Origin of the sequence: Kribbella antibiotica (genome assembly GCF_004349055.1) — a bacterium.
GTDB classification, from domain to species: Bacteria; Actinomycetota; Actinomycetes; order Propionibacteriales; family Kribbellaceae; genus Kribbella; species Kribbella antibiotica.
The window spans coordinates 122,842-139,256 of the sequence record NZ_SMKX01000001.1; the positions used below are offsets into that span (position 1 = coordinate 122,842).

The window sequence follows — 16,415 nt, forward strand, 5'->3', positions numbered from 1 at the left end:
CTGAAAACCCTTAAGTTGCGGCGAGGGATGCGACCAGGGAGCGGGCTTCGTCGAATCCGGCCGCTGCCGGGCTGGTCCCCACCGCGGAGACGACCGTGGCAAGGGTCCGGCGGTCGTGGGCGTACATCCCTTTGCTTGTCTCCTGGCTGCAGACCAGGAATCCGGTCACGGCGGTGGCCACCGTCTGGTTGCCGAGCAGGAGCGCGGCATGGGCCAGATGCACGAGGTCGACGTGTTGTTGCTCCAGATCGCCGATCTCGGTGCGGATTCCGAGCGCGCCTAGGAGGAGGGGGACTGCCTCGATTGTCCGGCCGAGAGCGAGGAGGGATACTCCCATGCCGCTGAGGCCGTTGCCGGTCAGGTTCACGATTCCAACGCTCGGCGCCAGCGCCACGACGCGGAGGAATTCGAGACGGGCTGCGGCTGGCTGGCCCTCACCGAGTAGGAGAAACCCGAGTTCTTGCCGCGCGTAGGCCTCGAGCGACGTCGTGTTGGCCGCGAGCGCCATGGCGAGGGCTGTCTCGAGGTGAGGCCTGGCTGCCACCAGGTTGTTCTCCTTGAGGCTGACGATACCGAGGAACGCATGGGTATTCATCACGACGTCCATCAGCCCCGCCGTCGTGGCCGCCGCCAGCGCGTCTTCAAAGAACCTGCGGGCGGGGACGACCTCGTGCTGCATCTCATGCTCGCGGCCCCGTCTGAACAGCTCGTCGATGCGCTGACGTTCGGTCAGGTGCTGGCCGGCTTCAACTTGATCCGCCATGGGACAACTATTGCCGATCATGCTGCGAGGAGTAGGGGATTTCTTGACTCCGTCCGGTTGTGGGTCGAGACGACGGCGACCGCCGGCGCGACCCCTGCATGTGATGTGTGTTCCACGGGGCCATCCCTTCGCTACGTAGGAGATTTGTGGCGGTCAGGCGTCGAGGTTGTTCGATGCGCGACGAGCCTCGAGCAGTCGGCCTGAAGGCGGACGAGTGGGCGAACGGGCACATCGTGTCGCGCCCGGACGGTGTCGTGAACCCGCTGATTCGCCTGACCTGCAAAACCGGGACCGGCGACATTCGGCCGCCGCGCACCACCTGCGCGTCCGAGGGCACGCCATGGGTATCCACCTGGGAGGACAAGGCAGAGGCCTATATCTACAGGGGTGCCAACACGATCACGGCTGTCGGTGCGACGGACTGGAACGGCTGACACGGTCCGACTGACTCTGTGGGCTCCGTACGGCGACGTGCGGGGCAGCAGGGTGTCGGCGTCGGAGCTGGCTGGGCACCGGGCGTTGGCAACGGCGGCCGAAGGCGAGAACCCTGGAAGTCAGCAACGATGAGCAGCGATGTGACATGACGCACGGTCACGATCAGATCAAGACGGGCGGATGGCCGCCGGATCAAATGAGTGCGTTTTGAGTGTGTGCGGGCAACACGAAGGCCCGGTGCACATTGCGATGTGTGCCCGGGCCTTAATGTTTGTGCGCCGCCAGGGACTTGAACCCCGAACCCGCTGATTAAGAGTCAGCTGCTCTGCCAATTGAGCTAGCGGCGCATGTTCTTTTGTGGTCTTGCCTTCCAACGAAGAGGAGCTTAGCAGGGGTTTTGGGGAGATGTGAAATCGGTTAGCGGGTGAGGATCGTCATGGCTGCGTTGTGGCCGCCGAGGCCGGAGACGGCGCCGCCTCGGCGGGCGCCGGAGCCGCAGATGAGGAGGTTGGCGGTGTCGGTTTCGGTGCCCCAGCGGCCGACGGTTTGGTCGTCGGGGGACCAGGGCCATTGGAGGTCGCCGTGAAAGATGTGGCCGCCGGGCATGCCGACCGATTCCTCGATGTCGTACGGCGTTTTGGCCTCGATGCAGAGGTTGCCGTCGGCGTCGCGGGCGATGCAGTCTTCGAGGGGTTCGGCGAGGTAGGACTCAAGGCCGGCCAGGGTGCGGCGGGTGGCTTCGGCTCGGGCCGTTTCGTTGTCAGAGGCAAATAAACGGGCGGGGAAGTGGACGCCGAAGACGGTCAGGGTGTGGTGGCCGGAGGCAATCAGCTCGGGGGAGAGGATCGACGCGTCGGTCAGCGAATGGCAGTACACCTCGGACGGCGGTACGGCGGGGAGGGTGCCGCCGGCTGCGGAGCGGTAGGCGGTCTCGAGTTGGGTGTAGTCCTCGTCGATGTGGAAGGTGCCGGCGAAGGCTCGGGTGGGGTCGTCGCCGGAGCGCAGGGCGGGGAGCCGGGACAGGAGCAGGTTGATCTTGAGCTGCGAGCCCTCGGGCTTCAGGGAGACGTCACGACCACGCAGAGTGTCGAGTGTGGTCGGTGCGACGTTGGAGAGAACGTAGGAGCAGTCCACGGAGCGCTCTCCGTCGCCGCCGAGCCAGGTGACGGATCCGCGCACCCCGTCGACCTCGACGGACGTCACGGAGGCGTTGGTGATGAGTGAGGCGCCGGCCTGGCGCGCTGCGAAGGCCAGGGCGTCGGTGACAGCGCCCATGCCGCCGACGGGCACTCGCCACTCACCTGTGCCGTTGCCGATCAGGTGGTAGAGGAAGCAGCGGTTCTGGATGAGTGAGGGGTCGTGCAGGCTCGCGAAGGTGCCGATGACCGAGTCGGTCGCGACCACGCCGCGGACGGTGTCGTCGGCGAAGCGTCGCTCGACGGACTCACCGAAGGGGTGATCGACCAGCTCGTCCCACAACGCAGGGTCGAGGCGGGAGCGCAGTGTGGCAGCGGACTGGAGTGGTTCGAGCAGGGTGGGCGCGATGACCTCGGCCATGGCGCCGACTGAGCCGTAGAAGGCGGTCCACGCGTCGTACTCGGCGTCGCTGCCAGTGAGTCGTGCGAAGGACTCGCGGGTCGCCGCACCCTCCGGGCGCTCCACCATGAGGCCCAGGTCGCGACCAGAGCGCCGTACGGGGGTGTAGGACGCTACGGAACGGGAGCGGAGCTGCAGGGAGAGGTCTAGGTCCGTGATGATCTTCTGGGGGAGCAGGCTGACCAGGTACGAGTAGCGGGAGAGGCGGGCGTCCACTCCGGGGAACACCTGCTGGCTGACCGCTGCGCCACCGGTGTGGGGTTGCTGCTCGAGGACGAGTGTGGACAGGCCGGACTGCGCCAGGTAGGTGGCGGCGACCAGGCCGTTGTGCCCGCCACCGACGATCACTACGTCGTAGAAGTCCATCAATCACACCGGCCAATCGAGCTTGGTGTATGCGGCGTCCCAGAACATCCACTCGTAACGACAGGTCGTCGCGAAGTGCTGGTGACAACGTTCCCGCTCCGACGCTCCCACGTCCAGTGCGTCGGTCACTGCAAGAACGGACTCCACTACGGCATCGAATTCGTCCGAGCCGTAGGTCTCGATCCACTCCCGGTAGACCGGGTCGGGCGAGGACCGCTTCAGCAGTTCGCGCCCGACGTCGCGGTAGATCCAGTAGCAGGGCAGTACGGCGGCCACGGCCTCCGCGTACGTGCCCGTGGCGCACACCGCCGTCAGATACGACATGTACGCCGTTGTGGTCGGCTTCGACCCGGTTGCCTCGACATCGGCCGTGGTCAGGCCCAGTGAGCCAAGGAGTGAGCTATGGAGCTCCCGCTCGACCGCAATGGCGTTGGCCGCGTGCAGCGCGAACATGCTGACCGCATCCTCGTCAGTGGCGCGCGCTGCGACCAGGCTGAGCGCCCGCGAGTACGCCCGCAGGTAGTGACTGTCCTGGACGATGAAGTAACGGAACGCATCGTGGTCGAGTGTCCCGTCGGTGAGCCCGGTGATGAACGGATGCCGCACGATCTCGTCGTACACGCCAGCGCCGCCACGGGCCCACAACTCACCGGAGAACGTCATACCGACGACCCTATAGGCCGTGCTTCTTCTTGGTCAGGGACTCCTGGTAGACGTCTGCGTACGTCGGGATGTCCTGCAGCAGGCCGTCGACGAAGGCTGCGACGTCGGGGCCGGTGATCTGCAGCACGCCCTTGCCTGCCGCGACGCCCTCCTCGAAGAAGTCGACCAGCTCGGTGAGCAGGGGACCGTCGAGCAAGTCGACCGGTCCGACCTTGAAGACGTACCGCTGGATCTCGTGGTAGACGATCTGGTAGTCCGGCGGGAGGTTCTTGATCCGCGCAACGTGCGCCCGCCACTGCTTCTTGCCCTCGATGATGTCCCGGATGCCCATGTCAGCCTCCCAGCTTGTTGAGCTTCTTGGCGACATTCGCGTTCAGCTGCGCACGCCACTTGTCGCGGTAGTTGCGGGCACCTTCGCCGCCGGCCAGTGCTGCGCTGAAGCCCACGACGTCGTCACCCACCACCTGGTAGATGGTTTGCCCGTCGGCCGCCGACTCCTCGAGCAGCCCCAGTGCGCTGTCGAAGATCGGTGTCAGGTTGCGCCCGGTGAAGTCGCCGTACGACATCAGTGCGGTCTTGATCTCCTCCCAGGCGGCCCGGTAGTCGTTCGGCAGGGCCGCGGCCCGGGTCTCGAACGCGTTCCACTCCCGGGTCATGTCGCTGCCGGTGATGGTCTCCCAGAACGTCATCTCGCGCCCTCCTTCAGCTTGTCGATGCGTGATGTCATGAATTCCCACTTCGCCCAGAACGTCGTGAGCTCGGCGCGGCCGGCATCGTTGAGCGCATAGAACTTGCGCGGCGGGCCCTGCTCGGACGGTCGCTTCGTCACCTGGACGAGCGCGTTCTTCTCCAGCCGCAGCAAGATCGTGTAGACCGTGCCCTCGACGACATCGGTGAAGCCGAGCTCGTTCAGCCGGCGGGTGACGGCGTACCCATAGGTCTCTTCGGCGCCGATGATCTCCAGCACACAGCCTTCGAGCGTGCCTTTCAGCATCTCGGTCAAGCCGTCCATCCCGGACCTCCTTCCAGTACTCGGTGTTACTCAGTACCAGTGCAAAGTATCACCGAGTACCGGGGCTGCCAAGTCACCGCAGGCCGCTTACCCTGGCGGCATGACGATCCAGGACGACCGCGTGCAGGCTCCGCCGGACTCTCCGTTGCTGCGACGCATTCGCGCGTCGGTGATCGGGGACGACCAGGTGATGCCGGGGCCGTACGGGCCGCGGCGGGTGACGTATGCGGACTACACCGCGTCGGGCCGGGCGCTGACCTTCCTGGAGGACTTCATCCGCGAGGAGGTTCTGCCGCGGTACGCGAACACGCACACCGAGTCGAGCGGGACCGGGCTGCAGACCACGCGGCTGCGCGAAGATGCGCGGCGGATCATCCACGAGAGCGTGGGTGGCGACGATGAGACCGCGCTCATCTTCTGTGGCTCAGGCGCGACCGGTGCGATCGACAAACTCGTTGGTGTGCTGGGTTTGCGGATTCCCGCCGAGCTGGATGACACGTATCACCTGAGCGAGCAGATCCCGGCTGACCAGCGGCCGGTGGTGTTCATCGGGCCGTACGAGCACCACTCCAACGAGCTGCCGTGGCGTGAGTCGATCGCCGATGTGGTGACGATCAGCCAGGACGCCGACGGGCACATCGACATTCCGCAGCTCGAGGCGCGACTGATCGAGTACGCCGATCGCCCGCTCAAGATCGGCTCGTTCTCGGCCGCCAGCAATGTCACCGGGATCGTCAGCAACACGCATCGTGTCTCGGCGTTGCTGCACAAGCACGGTGCGTTGTCGTTCTGGGACTTCGCCGCGGCGGCGCCGTACATCGAGATCGACATGTACGGCGGTCGTGACGCGGACCCGCTGTCGTACAAGGACGCGATCTTCCTCAGCCCGCACAAGCTGATCGGCGGACCGGGGACCCCGGGCGTGCTCGTGGTGCGCCGCGAACTCCTGACGAACCGGGTTCCCGACGTACCGGGTGGTGGCACTGTCGCGTTCGTGAACCCTGCCGGGCATCGGTACGTCGACGACCCGATCCACCGCGAGGAGGGCGGGACGCCGGAGATCATCGGGTCGATCCGGGCCGGCCTGGCGTTCCAGCTCAAACAAGCCGTCGGAATCGACGTGATCCGGGCCCACGAGGACGCGTACCTGCAACGCGCGGTCGAGGCGTGGCGGAGCAACCCGAACATCGAGATCCTCGGGAACGTGGACGCCGAGCGGCTGTCGATCGTGTCGTTCGTGGTCAAGGCGCCGTCCGGGCGCTACCTGCACCACAACTACGTGGTCGCGCTGCTGAACGACCTGTTCGGCATCCAGTCTCGCGGCGGTTGTTCGTGTGCGGGGCCCTACGGGCACTCGCTGCTGAACATCGACCTGGCGCGCTCGGCCGAATTCGCCGAGGAGATCATGCACGGCTGTGAGGGCATCAAGCCCGGCTGGGTGCGGGTCAACTTCAACTACTTCATCTCCGAGGCAGTCTTCGAGTACGTCGTCGAGGCCGTGCAGCTGGTGGCCGAAGGCGGTGCGCGGTTGCTCGGCGACTATCGGTTCGACCCCGAGTCGGGCCTGTGGCGGCACCACCGTGGACCGGTGGAGCCGCCGATGCGGCTGTCCGCGGTCGGCTACGACGCCGACGGCAAACTGCGCTACCCGCGGCACGACCACACCGCCCCGGAGTCGGCCCTCCAGGACTACCTGGCCGAGGCCCGCGAGCTGCTCACCGGAAGTTCAGACCGCAGCGCAGAGGCCGAAGGCACCGTCAACACCGACTTCGACCAACTGCGCTGGTTCGACCTGCCGTCCCGCTGCCTGAGCTGAGCGGGACGGCCCAAGGGTCTACTTGGTGACCTTGGCCGGGAACTTCCACGCCTGGTCGTCGGCGAGCTTCGTCAGCTGGGCGACGGTCAGGATCGGCACGGCCCGGGTGTGCTTCGTGCCCTTCTCGGACACGCCGTTGTACGACGTCGCCGAGATCTGCCGACCGTCCTTGCGGGTGATCTCCACGTAGTTGTAGACGATTCCGAACTCCTGCTGGCGGTCGTCGGAGTACTCGGGAATCAGGCTCGACGACCGGATCGTCGACCCGTCAGGCCGCTTCTTGCACCCCGGCTCCCCGGCACAGCTGGCCGGTCCCTGGTGCCTCTCCAGCAAGACCTGGATCCGCGACCCGCCCTTGCCGTCGTCGACGACCAAGCCGGCCCCGAAGAAGCCATCTTGCGCCCCGCCCCAGGTCTCCGGCAGCGACAACGTCCGGCCGGGTCCCTGCACCAGCGACTTCAGCGTTGCCAGCGTCGGCCCACCCGCCTTGCTGGGAGGAGGCGTCTGCACCGTCGGCGTCGTACTGGCCGCAGGTGTCGAGATGGTGGGCGGTGCAGCGACCATCGGCCCACCGTCCGCACGTCCGTCGAAGTGCTGCACCGTGCCGACCACTACGCCCACGGTTGCCAGTACGGCGACGCCAGCCGCCGTACCGGCCAGCACACTCCGCCGCTGCCGTAATCGCGTTCCCTGCGCCACACTGCGCTCGACCAGGTCCACCGACTCCGGCTCGAGGTCCTCTGTCGCCTGGCGCATCAGCTCCGGCAACTTGCTGTCCAGATTGCTCACAATTCTCCTCATAGGGCGATCAGGTGGATGGCGTCATCACCCAGCACCGCACGCAGGCGCTCCAGCGCCCGCGCCGTCCGCGTAGTGATCGCACTCGGCTTCTTTCCAAGATCCAGCGCCACCTGCTCAACGCTGCGATCTTCGAAGTACCGCAGCACCAGCACAGCCCGATCCAAAGGCAGCAGCTCACCCAGCGCCCGCGCCAGCGCAATCCGCAGATCCGGGTCCCCGGACGCCTGCACCTGCTCCGGCAAGTCAGCCGTCGGCCGCTCCGACCAACTCCGCCGGCGGCGCTGCGAAACGAAGGTCCGCACCAACGCCGTACGGGCGTAGGCCTCCGGTGTGTCGATCCGGCCCCACACCTTCAGCATGTTCGCCAGGGTGTCCTGCACCAGATCCTCAGCGTGGTGCCGGTCCCCGCACAGCAACCAAGCGGTCCGGTACAGCGGCCCTACTCGAGCCCGAGCGAACTCCTCGAACTCCGTTATGCCTTTCATCCACCCTCCAGCCGTTGCCTACACCCCACTAGACGCACCCACCGCCGATTTGGGTCACACCCCTGGCAAGATGACCTTGTGAATGGAAGCTCCTGGTTCGCCTATGCAGTAGTCGTGGCCGTGACGTTCGTCGTAGCCCTGCTGGCTTTCACGACCTGGGTCCTGACGCTGGTCTTCTGAGGAGAAGAATCGGCGCGAGAAGGGTCATCCGGCGTTCGGGCAAGTAGGGATGGACTGCCTCCGTCTCGAAGGGCCTCATGACCCTCCATGCCCGTCTCGAAACCAGCCGCCCGAAACGCCTCGCCACGCCAGGGAAACTCCTGATCCGGACGAAGGAGCTCGGGTGGCTTGCGGCTGCCGACCGCACGGTCCTTAGCCTGTACTTGCTGACCCGGGTCGCGATCTGGCTGACGGCGTACGCTGCCGTCTGGGTGTTTCCCGCCGACGGGCGGGCTCGACAGCCCGCCGATGTGCGAACGGCGTTCGCGCGGTGGGACTGGAACCACCTCGTGAGCATCGCCCGCGAGGGCTACTTCCCAGGTGACACAGGGCCGTGGAGCGAGGGCTGGGACAACCGGGAAGCATTTTTCCCCGGCTTTCCGCTGGTACTGCGGGCTGTCCATTCCGCCGGCGGTGACTGGATCTGGGCTGGACTGCTGATCTCGTTCGTCAGCGGGGCCATCGTTGTGCTGGCCTTGGCGCGGATCGCTCGGCTGCACTGGCCCGGCACCGACGTCGACCGGACTGCGGTGCTGTTCTTCCTGACATCGCCGTGCTCGATCTTTCTGGCCGTCGGGTACACCGAGGCGCTCTTCCTCGCGTTGGCGCTACCGGCGTGGCTGGCCGCGCGGCGACACCGCTGGGCCCTTGCCGGCATTCTCTGCACCCTCGCGACGACCGTGCGCATCACCGGCCTGTTCGTCGCTGTTGCGATCGCGGTGCAGTTCCTCGTCGATATCGGGGTGCATCGGAACTGGCGCGCCGTCTCGTGGCTCGTGGCGCCAGTCTCGGCCGCGCTCGGCTACGGGATCTACTTGTTCGAGAAGACCAGCGATCCGCAGGCCTGGCGACACGCTCAGGAGCGGGGTTGGGACCGGAACGCCACCAACCCCTGGCACTCCTTGACGACCACCTGGGAGGCCGCCTTCGGTCACACCTACAGTACGGCGTACGCCGTCGAGTTCCGGGCCGAGTTGGTGGCCATAGGCATCGGCTTGGCGCTGCTCGTGTTCTTGCTGTTCCGCCGTTGCTGGGCTGAGGCGACCTACATCGCACTGAACCTGGCGGCCCTTGGTGCGTCGTACTGGTATCTGTCGATTCCCCGCGCGACCTTGCTGTGGTGGCCGTTGTGGCTGTGCCTAGCGGGCCTGCGGCACCCGTTCGTCCGCACGATGTATCTCTGCGTCATTGCACCTCTGTCGACGATCGTCGCCCTCGTCTTCCTCACTGGGCGCTGGGCAGGCTGACTACTGGAAGGTTGCCGTCATGGCCGGGGTGGTGGTCGTGGTCGAGGTCCCAGGCCGGGAGCGGATCCTCAAAACTGACCCAGCCGGCCGGTCCCAGGGCGAGCTCGTCGTCGGTGAGCAGGGCCGGGCCGAGCCGGCGGAACGGTTCCTCCGGATCGAGGTCGATCCCGATGAACACGAGTTCCTGACCCGGTGCAGCGTCGGGAGCACGCAGTCTCTCGCCCGGCTCGATGGTGAGGTTCGGCCCGGCCTGTGACCAGACTGCCACTACGTCCGGCCGGCTGGCGATCCAGCAGAAGCCCTTGCTGCGCAGCACTCCTTCCCAGTCCGCCAGCGCGTCCATCAGGCGGGCCGGATGAAAGGGCCGCGGGGACCGGTAGGTGGACGATCGGATGCCGTACTCCTCGGTCTCCGGTGTGTGTCCACCTTCCAGTTCGGCGATCCAGCCCGGCGACTGAGCCGCGACGACCGGGTCGTAGCGATGGGTGTCGAGGACCTCGCCGATCGGGATGTCGCCGTACCGGCCGTAGATCAGCCGGGCCGTGGGGTTGAACTTGCGCAGCACTCCAACGAGTCGGCCGAGTTCGTCGGGCGAGACCAGGTCGGCCTTGCTGATCACGAGGACATCGGCGAACTCGACCTGATCGACCAGCAGGTCCGAAATACTGCGTTCGTCCTCCGGCGCGGTCGCCAGGCCGCGCTCGCTCAACCGGTCGCCGACCGACAGTTCGCGCAGGAACCCGCTGGCGTCGACGACGGTCACCATGGTGTCGAGCCGGGCGTGGTCGGACAGGCTGCTGCCGTCCTCGAACTCCCACTCGAAGGTTGCGGCCACCGGCATCGGTTCCGAGATCCCGGTGGACTCGATCAGGATCGAGTCGAAGCGGCCGTCCGCGGCCAGCTCGGCCACGCTGGCCAGCAGGTCCTCGCGCAGCGTGCAGCAGATACAGCCGTTGGTCAGCTCGACCAGTCGCTCCTCGGTCCGGTCGAGTCGCCCCTGGCCGGCGATCAACGCGGCATCGATGTTCACCTCACTCATGTCGTTGACGATCACCGCGACCCGCCGGTTCTCCCGGTTGGCGAGTACGTGGTTGAGCAGGGTGGTCTTACCCGCCCCGAGGAATCCGGACAGCACGGTGACCGGAACCGGCTCGCCGCGAGGACGACGGACGGGAAAAGGCGGCGAGCTCGGTTCGAACACCATCGATTGTCACTTTCACTAGTGGGACAGCATGGTCAGTGGTTGATGCCGCTGAGCTCATTGGGGGCCTTCGGCAACGGAACTGTCGTCACGACCTTCCCGGCCGCGCCTCCTGCCACTCCAGCGGCTCCTGCCACTTCGTGAGGACTGAAATGGTCTTGGTGACCTTGCCCGCTTCGGGGTCGATCACATGGATCTGACCGTCGGTGCCCAGCAGGTTCCCGCCCTGGAGCGACGCCAGGGCGACACCCGGCAGCATGCCGTGCGCCATCGCGTCGCCCAGAAAGGCCATCCCCCGCAGGACGACCCAGGTGCCGGCCAGCGCACAGATCAGCGACACCAGAATGCCGCCCCACAAGGCCCGCTGAACGAATGTCACCTCGAAGGGTGCCGTCAACCAGTCCATGACCCAGACCCTATAATGAAAATGATTATCAATTCAAAAGGAGTCTCATGGCAGCCTCTCAGGTCACGCTCAGCGCTGTGGCGGCCGGGTACCTGGGCCGGCCGGTCCTGTCCGGCTTCGCTGCGCAGATCCCGGCGTTCGCGACCACTGCCGTCGTCGGGGCCAACGGATCAGGGAAGTCCACGCTGCTCGGCGTCCTGTCCGGCGTGATCCCGGTGACGGCCGGAACGGTCGTGCATCGCACCAAGGGCTGGCCCGCCTTTGTGGTGCAGCGCAGCGCGATCGCCGATACGTTCCCGCTCACCGTCCGCGAGACCGTTGCGATGGGCCGCTGGGGACATCGCGGACTGTGGAGGCGCCTGACCGCGCATGGTCCCAGGTCCGCAGGTTGGCGCCTTCGTCCATGACACAGTTCTCGACGTCGAAGTATTTGCCGCCCTTGATCGCGGAGATCGCGTACCGGTTGTCGAGCTGCTGCAGGTTCAGCGCGGGACGCAGAACCCACTGCTGGCTCGCGACGGCGGCGCAGGTCTGCTGTACGAGCGGTTTGGCGTTCTCCACCGAGTCTTTCTCCACGCCGGCACACTTCCCGCTGTGCGAACTTCAGCCGTACGACGGTGTCGTAGCTGGAGCCCTCGACGTACTCGACCGTCATCTGCTGGTTGGCCTGTCCCGCGCACGGCCATTGCACCAGCGCGACGCCGTCTTCGCTCGACTGGTTGCCGACGTCCAGGCAGCGTGGCTTGCCGTCGTCGGCATTGGAAGACGTCGGCCCGGATCGGCGCCGACATCGACACCAAGCTGCAGGCGCTGGAAGACGCCAAGAAGGTCGCCGACTCAGTTAAACAGAAGGAGGACGACGACAAGAAGTTCGCGGAGGACCAGGCAAAGAAGACCGAGGAATCGGCGACCAAGGCAGCGATCAAGTTCGGCATGGGGGTGGCGGCCGGCGTGGGCTGCGGCGCGATTCCAGGCGTCGGCGTCTTCCTGGCCGCTTCCTGCGGCGCCTATGGAGCCATGGTCGGAGATCTCGTCGCCGACCAGGCCTGGCTTGCAGTTGAGCGGCAGGAGCGCAATCGTCCAGCTGCCCTCGAAGCTGCGTCGAAGCGTTACCCGCCGGGTACCTGCCACTACGCGATGGGCTCGAACTTCTGCACCAAGTAGTCACGCGCTGAAAGGAACGAGCCCCCGGCCGGGATGATCCGGCCGGGGGCCGTCCAGCTTGTCCTGGTTGATGTCGGCCGTCTCGTAGCCCACCTTCAGGCCCTCGCCCGAATCCGTTCGCCGGACAGAGGCGTTCGATAGAGATAGACGTTCGATCGCACCCGTCCGCTGCGCCCGCCGCGCGCATTTCGTGACTGATCGAATGGATTGTCCGGCTCCAGCCGCCTGCCTAGGTTTTCCGGAACTGCATTCCCGACCCCAGGAGGATTGATGCGAGTTCATAGAAAGGCCGGCCTCGTTGCCGCCGGGCTTGCCGCGCTGGCTACCGCAGTCGGCGGCGTATCCGCCGCCCATGCCGCTGTTCCGGCTCCGGCTCCGGCTCCGGCTCCGGCGCCTGCTGCTGCCGGCTACGTGGTCGAGGCGACATCTGGAACAACGCCGCTGGCGGGCTTCCGGCTGCGCAACCGGGCGACTGGACGATGCCTCACCGCCGAGTGGAACGATCATGTCCACGCCGCCCCGTGCGACGGGCGGTGGAGCCAGGACTGGAACTGGGTAGCCACCAGCCAGGGCTGGAACGCGCTCAAGAACGATCAGACCAAGCGTTGTCTGGACGGGACGCGGGCCACCGGTGCGGTGTACGCCGGAGGCTGCAACGGTGGCCAGTACCAGAACTGGTCCCGGAACAGCGGCGGTCAGATCATCCAGCACGAGTCGACCCAGCGGCTGGACAGCAACGGTGCCGGCTCGGTCTACCTCTCCCCACCGAACAACGGTGACTTCCAGCGCTGGGACTGAGCCACCGCTGGAGAAGCCCCAGATCAGGCCCTCGCGGGCACCGATCTGGGGCTTCCCCCTTGAGGGTGAGTCCTGCTGGTCACCCTGTCCTCGGCCGTCGGGTCGTCGACGGTATGACGCTGGGCGCCGGTAAGTGACTGCGACCGAAAGCGAGTTGAGATGAAACGTCTGATGACGTCGATGCCCTTGATACTGCTCCTCGGACTGTTGGTCCCGTTAAGCGCTCCTACCGTCGCGGTCGCAGCCGGTCCTGCGGTGTGGATCCAGAACGCCGCCGACCGTGCGTACTACACGTCGCCCCAACCGCAGGATGCGGCCACCGCCGTCAGCCTGCACTCGGCCCGGAACGAGCACGAGGCCGCCCAGGTCCTGGTGCGGTCCGCCTCCGCCCAGAGCGCTGTCTCACTCCAGGCGGGTCCGTTGACCGGTCCGGGAGGTGCCCAGCTGCTGGCTTCGCAGATCACCGTCACCCGGGTCGAGCAGCACTCCGGTGTCAGGGTCATCGGGGGTGACTCCGAAACTCTGCCCGCTGGTAGTCCGCCGGGCGTCTACACCGATGCTCTGATCGAGAACTCCCCGATCGACATCCCCGCGCATCAGACCCGGCCCTACTGGTACAGCGTGCACGTCCCGGCGGACCAGCCGGTCGGCGTCTACCGCGGCCAGGTGACGGTGAAGAGCAGTCTCGGCGACGTGTCCGTCCCGGTGGCAGTGACGGTGTACGACGTCACGATCCCGCCGACGAACCGGTCCAGCTTCAAGATGAACAACTGGTTCGGCTCGGCCGGCTGGGACTACACCGGCACCGAGGACTCGATCACCTACCAGTACGGCGTACAGAAGTTCGACCCGAACTGGTGGAAGGTGATGGAGAACTTCGCGAAGAACCACGCGAAGCACCGCAACAACGTCATCTACGCCGACTTCCAGGCGTTGCTGATCGCGAACACCACGATCGCCGCCGACGGCACGTACAACTTCGGCTGGCAGACCTTCGACCGGTTCGTCCAGCTGTTCATCGACCAGGGCGCGCTGCAGTACATCTCGACGCCGCACCTGCTGGAGCCGCCGCCCGGTGACAACACGGTGCAGTTGCCGAAGCTGCTCGAGATGCTCAAGAACGACGGCACCGGCAAGGTACGGCGCGAACTGGTGCCGGTGAACACCGCGGAGTCGACCGCCTACCTGCACACGGTGTTCGCGGCCCTGAAGGCGCATCTCGATCAGAAGGGCTGGTCGGACAGGTTTTACATGGCGGCGCTCGACGAGCCGGTCAACACTCCTCAGCTGACGCAGGCGAACTGGTTCTTCAACATCTACAAGCAGCACTTCAGCGGTTCCAGCTACAAGACAGTCGAGGCGCATAACCATGCCTTGTTCGGGTCGGAGCACTCCGAGCTGGAAGGCCTGACGACGTCGGCCACTCCGGAGACAGGGCTGTACGATTTCTCCACCGCGCAATACCAGGACCTGCGGATCAGGGGTAAGGAACTGTGGCTGTACACGGCCATCGTCCCCCAGGACCGTTACATGAACCGCTTCATGTCCTACCACCTCGACAAGACCCGGCTGCTGCCCTGGCTGATCTGGAAGATCGGCGGCGTGGGCTACCTGCACTGGGGCTGGAGTTACTGGGAACGCAGCCAGACCATGGACGGCGGCGGCTCCAACGGCGGCGACCACTGGATTGTCCGGCCGAACAAACCGGCGCTCGACGTGTACGACAGCATCCGCAGTGAGGCTCAGCGCGATGGCCTCGAGGACTACGAACTGCTCAACCTGCTCAAGGCGAGCAAACCCGTTGCCGCGGCGGCCATCGCGAACTCACTGATCACCAACACGACCGAGTACACGCGCTCCGGCGCCGATGTCGTCGACCGGCACCGGCAGCTCCTGCAGCAGCTCAGCACCCAGCGTCCCGACCTGCGCTTCCCGTACGCCGACAGCTTCGGTGCCGGCGGCGACCAGAGCTGGGTGCACACCGTCGGCAACTGGTCGGTGAGCAACGGCTCCTACGTGCAGACCGACGCGACGAACTGGAATACCGTCTCGGCGCTGAAGGGCCGTGCGTACGGCGACGTCGTGATGACGTTCGACGCCAAGATCGACGCGGTCAACTCGGGTGGCGGGAACACCAACTGGATCGGCGCGGTCGTGCGAGGTATGAACGCGACCGATGTGGACACCGGCTATCTGGTGGCCGTCCGCAACAACGGCACCGTGTTCCTCTACCGATCCGGGAAGGAACTTGCCTCGGCGGCAGTCCCGGGCTACGTGCCGAACGCGGTGACCAGGATGAAGATTGTGGCCCAGGGCAACCGGATCAAGGTGTACGTGAAGGACCATCCGGCGCCACTGCTCGACGTCACTGACACCGCTTTCCGGACCGGGCACGCCGCGCTGGTCACCGGCAGTGTGGCGGGCAGGTTCGACAACGTCGTCCTCAACCCGGAGGTGAATCGCGCCGACGGGAAGGTGGTGACGGCAACCAATTCGATCACCGACTGGGGCTGGTCGCCGTACGGGCTGACCGACGGCAGAAACGGGACTACCGCGGCTTCCGGCGGCTTCAGCACTGAGGCCCTTCCGCAGGCGAGCAAGCAGTCGGTCACGGTCGATCTGGGCGCGCCCGGCCCGGTCAGCCGGGTCGACCTGTGGCCGCGGGACGACGGCGCCAACGCGGGCTACGGTTTTCCCGAGGACTTCACGATCCAGACCTCACCCGACAACAGCACCTGGACGACTCAGGTCACCCGGACCGGCTTCGCGAACCCGGGCGGCGCCGTACAGTCCTTTGCGTTCCCCAGCGCGACGGCCCGCTATGTCAGGGTCGAGGCCACCAAACACCGTGTCGAGGGCCCGGGCGGGAACACCTACCGGATGCAGTTCGCCGAGTTGCAGGCCTACGGGGGCAATCTCGCGGCCGGACGTCCGGCCACTGCGACGAGCAGTTACGAAGGTGACGGCTGGTCCGAGCGCAACGTCACCGACGGATCCTGGATGTCGATCCTGCAGCACTCGATGGGCTGGTCCAGCAACACGGATACCGGCATTCAGCACGACGAGGCGGTCACGGTCGACCTCGGAGCCAGGACCACCGTGAACAAGGTCGCGCTGACCCCGCGTACCGACGACCTTCTCGGCGCGTTCTTCCCCAGCAGCTTCGTCATCGAGACGTCACCCGACGGCGCCGCCTGGACCGTCCGGCGAACCGTGACCGGGCAGGCGCGCCCGGACAGTATCGAGCCGATTCCGTACACCTTCGGCGTCGCTGACGACGTGCGCTACGTCCGGGTGCGCAGCGCCGGCGGCCTGAGGCCGGAAGGCAGCGAGTTCCGCATGCAGTTCGCCGAGTTGGAGGTATCCGGACCGTAAAGGCTGAACACGAGTTCCTGACCCGGTCGCCGACCGTCAGATCCCGCAAGAATCCGCTGGCGTCGACG

Annotated in this window: 18 protein-coding genes and 1 tRNA gene; 7 read left to right on the top strand and 12 right to left on the bottom strand. The window is 66.2% G+C overall.

Annotation, left to right across the window (positions count from 1 at the left end; genetic code table 11):
• Window positions 1-10: 10 nt before the first annotated feature.
• A complete protein-coding gene (locus tag E1263_RS00485) occupies window positions 11-763 on the bottom strand; it encodes a hypothetical protein (RefSeq protein ID WP_132164090.1) in 753 nt (250 codons plus the stop codon).
• A gap of 173 nt (window positions 764-936) precedes the next feature.
• Between E1263_RS00485 and E1263_RS00490 the strand changes: the two genes are divergently transcribed.
• The gene (locus tag E1263_RS00490) at window positions 937-1,197 is read left to right on the top strand and encodes a hypothetical protein (RefSeq protein WP_132164092.1); all 261 of its coding nucleotides are present in this window, start codon (window positions 937-939) and stop codon (window positions 1,195-1,197) included.
• Window positions 1,198-1,472: 275 nt separating this feature from the next.
• Here E1263_RS00490 and E1263_RS00495 read toward each other — a convergent pair.
• The 6 genes from E1263_RS00495 to E1263_RS00520 all read right to left on the bottom strand — a co-directional run bounded on the left by E1263_RS00495 (window position 1,473) and on the right by E1263_RS00520 (window position 4,835).
• A tRNA-Lys gene (locus E1263_RS00495) sits at window positions 1,473-1,545 on the bottom strand.
• A 70-nt stretch (window positions 1,546-1,615) separates the two neighbouring features.
• A complete protein-coding gene (locus E1263_RS00500; protein ID WP_165956412.1) occupies window positions 1,616-3,160 on the bottom strand; it encodes a phytoene desaturase family protein in 1,545 nt (514 codons plus the stop codon).
• A 3-nt stretch (window positions 3,161-3,163) separates the two neighbouring features.
• On the bottom strand, window positions 3,164-3,823 hold the full coding sequence (gene tenA / locus E1263_RS00505; RefSeq protein WP_132164096.1) for a thiaminase II: 660 nt from the start codon (window positions 3,821-3,823) through the stop codon (window positions 3,164-3,166).
• Window positions 3,824-3,833: 10 nt separating this feature from the next.
• Window positions 3,834-4,154: a DUF1048 domain-containing protein gene (locus tag E1263_RS00510; RefSeq protein ID WP_132164098.1), complete on the bottom strand. Its 321-nt coding sequence runs from the start codon at window positions 4,152-4,154 to the stop codon at window positions 3,834-3,836.
• A 1-nt stretch (window position 4,155) separates the two neighbouring features.
• A complete protein-coding gene (locus E1263_RS00515; RefSeq protein ID WP_132164100.1) occupies window positions 4,156-4,512 on the bottom strand; it encodes a DUF1048 domain-containing protein in 357 nt (118 codons plus the stop codon).
• Window positions 4,509-4,835 (bottom strand): PadR family transcriptional regulator, encoded by a 327-nt coding sequence (locus E1263_RS00520; protein WP_132164102.1) that lies wholly within the window; start codon window positions 4,833-4,835, stop codon window positions 4,509-4,511. The genes E1263_RS00515 and E1263_RS00520 overlap by 4 nt, the downstream gene beginning before the upstream one ends.
• Window positions 4,836-4,935: 100 nt before the next feature.
• On the opposite strand from E1263_RS00520, the gene E1263_RS00525 reads away from it, so the two are divergent.
• Window positions 4,936-6,651, top strand: a complete 1,716-nt coding sequence (locus tag E1263_RS00525; RefSeq protein WP_132164104.1) for an aminotransferase class V-fold PLP-dependent enzyme — start codon at window positions 4,936-4,938, stop codon at window positions 6,649-6,651.
• 18 nt (window positions 6,652-6,669) lie between these two features.
• Here E1263_RS00525 and E1263_RS00530 read toward each other — a convergent pair whose 3' ends face one another.
• Both E1263_RS00530 and E1263_RS00535 read right to left on the bottom strand, forming a co-directional pair.
• Window positions 6,670-7,440, bottom strand: a complete 771-nt coding sequence (locus E1263_RS00530; RefSeq protein ID WP_132164106.1) for a hypothetical protein — start codon at window positions 7,438-7,440, stop codon at window positions 6,670-6,672.
• Between the two features lie 8 nt (window positions 7,441-7,448).
• Complete coding sequence (locus tag E1263_RS00535; protein ID WP_132164108.1) at window positions 7,449-7,937, bottom strand: SigE family RNA polymerase sigma factor; 489 nt, start codon at window positions 7,935-7,937, stop codon at window positions 7,449-7,451.
• A gap of 257 nt (window positions 7,938-8,194) precedes the next feature.
• Between E1263_RS00535 and E1263_RS00540 the strand changes: the two genes are divergently transcribed.
• Window positions 8,195-9,403: a glycosyltransferase 87 family protein gene (locus tag E1263_RS00540; protein WP_132164110.1), complete on the top strand. Its 1,209-nt coding sequence runs from the start codon at window positions 8,195-8,197 to the stop codon at window positions 9,401-9,403.
• On the opposite strand, the gene E1263_RS00545 is transcribed toward E1263_RS00540, so the two are convergent.
• The gene (locus E1263_RS00545) at window positions 9,381-10,607 is read right to left on the bottom strand and encodes a GTP-binding protein (RefSeq protein ID WP_132164112.1); all 1,227 of its coding nucleotides are present in this window, start codon (window positions 10,605-10,607) and stop codon (window positions 9,381-9,383) included. The genes E1263_RS00540 and E1263_RS00545 overlap by 23 nt on opposite strands.
• An 85-nt stretch (window positions 10,608-10,692) precedes the next feature.
• Window positions 10,693-11,010, bottom strand: coding sequence for a metal ABC transporter permease (locus E1263_RS43440; RefSeq protein WP_238161007.1), 318 nt, complete (start codon window positions 11,008-11,010; stop codon window positions 10,693-10,695).
• 47 nt (window positions 11,011-11,057) lie between these two features.
• On the opposite strand from E1263_RS43440, the gene E1263_RS00555 reads away from it, so the two are divergent.
• Window positions 11,058-11,417: an ATP-binding cassette domain-containing protein gene (locus E1263_RS00555; RefSeq protein ID WP_132164114.1), complete on the top strand. Its 360-nt coding sequence runs from the start codon at window positions 11,058-11,060 to the stop codon at window positions 11,415-11,417.
• On the opposite strand, the gene E1263_RS44245 is transcribed toward E1263_RS00555, so the two are convergent.
• On the bottom strand, window positions 11,311-11,586 hold the full coding sequence (locus tag E1263_RS44245; protein ID WP_132164116.1) for an RICIN domain-containing protein: 276 nt from the start codon (window positions 11,584-11,586) through the stop codon (window positions 11,311-11,313). The genes E1263_RS00555 and E1263_RS44245 overlap by 107 nt on opposite strands.
• A 162-nt stretch (window positions 11,587-11,748) precedes the next feature.
• Between E1263_RS44245 and E1263_RS00565 the strand changes: the two genes are divergently transcribed.
• The 3 genes from E1263_RS00565 to E1263_RS00575 all read left to right on the top strand — a co-directional run bounded on the left by E1263_RS00565 (window position 11,749) and on the right by E1263_RS00575 (window position 16,347).
• On the top strand, window positions 11,749-12,174 hold the full coding sequence (locus E1263_RS00565) for a hypothetical protein (protein ID WP_132164118.1): 426 nt from the start codon (window positions 11,749-11,751) through the stop codon (window positions 12,172-12,174).
• Window positions 12,175-12,444: 270 nt separating this feature from the next.
• Window positions 12,445-12,972, top strand: coding sequence for an RICIN domain-containing protein (locus E1263_RS00570; protein WP_132164120.1), 528 nt, complete (start codon window positions 12,445-12,447; stop codon window positions 12,970-12,972).
• Window positions 12,973-13,152: 180 nt separating this feature from the next.
• Complete coding sequence (locus E1263_RS00575) at window positions 13,153-16,347, top strand: glycoside hydrolase domain-containing protein (protein ID WP_165956413.1); 3,195 nt, start codon at window positions 13,153-13,155, stop codon at window positions 16,345-16,347.
• Window positions 16,348-16,415 lie beyond the last annotated feature (68 nt).

Bases quoted from the DNA above. Each gene is read 5' to 3' on its own strand.
- E1263_RS00485 (WP_132164090.1), bottom strand. From the start codon at position 763: ATGGCGGATCAAGTTGAAGCCGGCCAGCACCTGACCGAACGTCAGCGC.
- E1263_RS00490 (WP_132164092.1), top strand. From the start codon at position 937: ATGCGCGACGAGCCTCGAGCAGTCGGCCTGAAGGCGGACGAGTGGGCG.
- E1263_RS00500 (WP_165956412.1), bottom strand. From the start codon at position 3,160: ATGGACTTCTACGACGTAGTGATCGTCGGTGGCGGGCACAACGGCCTG.
- tenA (WP_132164096.1), bottom strand. From the start codon at position 3,823: ATGACGTTCTCCGGTGAGTTGTGGGCCCGTGGCGGCGCTGGCGTGTAC.
- E1263_RS00510 (WP_132164098.1), bottom strand. From the start codon at position 4,154: ATGGGCATCCGGGACATCATCGAGGGCAAGAAGCAGTGGCGGGCGCAC.
- E1263_RS00515 (WP_132164100.1), bottom strand. From the start codon at position 4,512: ATGACGTTCTGGGAGACCATCACCGGCAGCGACATGACCCGGGAGTGG.
- E1263_RS00520 (WP_132164102.1), bottom strand. From the start codon at position 4,835: ATGGACGGCTTGACCGAGATGCTGAAAGGCACGCTCGAAGGCTGTGTG.
- E1263_RS00525 (WP_132164104.1), top strand. From the start codon at position 4,936: ATGACGATCCAGGACGACCGCGTGCAGGCTCCGCCGGACTCTCCGTTG.
- E1263_RS00535 (WP_132164108.1), bottom strand. From the start codon at position 7,937: ATGAAAGGCATAACGGAGTTCGAGGAGTTCGCTCGGGCTCGAGTAGGG.
- E1263_RS00540 (WP_132164110.1), top strand. From the start codon at position 8,195: ATGACCCTCCATGCCCGTCTCGAAACCAGCCGCCCGAAACGCCTCGCC.
- E1263_RS00545 (WP_132164112.1), bottom strand. From the start codon at position 10,607: ATGGTGTTCGAACCGAGCTCGCCGCCTTTTCCCGTCCGTCGTCCTCGC.
- E1263_RS43440 (WP_238161007.1), bottom strand. From the start codon at position 11,010: ATGGACTGGTTGACGGCACCCTTCGAGGTGACATTCGTTCAGCGGGCC.
- E1263_RS00555 (WP_132164114.1), top strand. From the start codon at position 11,058: ATGGCAGCCTCTCAGGTCACGCTCAGCGCTGTGGCGGCCGGGTACCTG.
- E1263_RS00570 (WP_132164120.1), top strand. From the start codon at position 12,445: ATGCGAGTTCATAGAAAGGCCGGCCTCGTTGCCGCCGGGCTTGCCGCG.
- E1263_RS00575 (WP_165956413.1), top strand. From the start codon at position 13,153: ATGCCCTTGATACTGCTCCTCGGACTGTTGGTCCCGTTAAGCGCTCCT.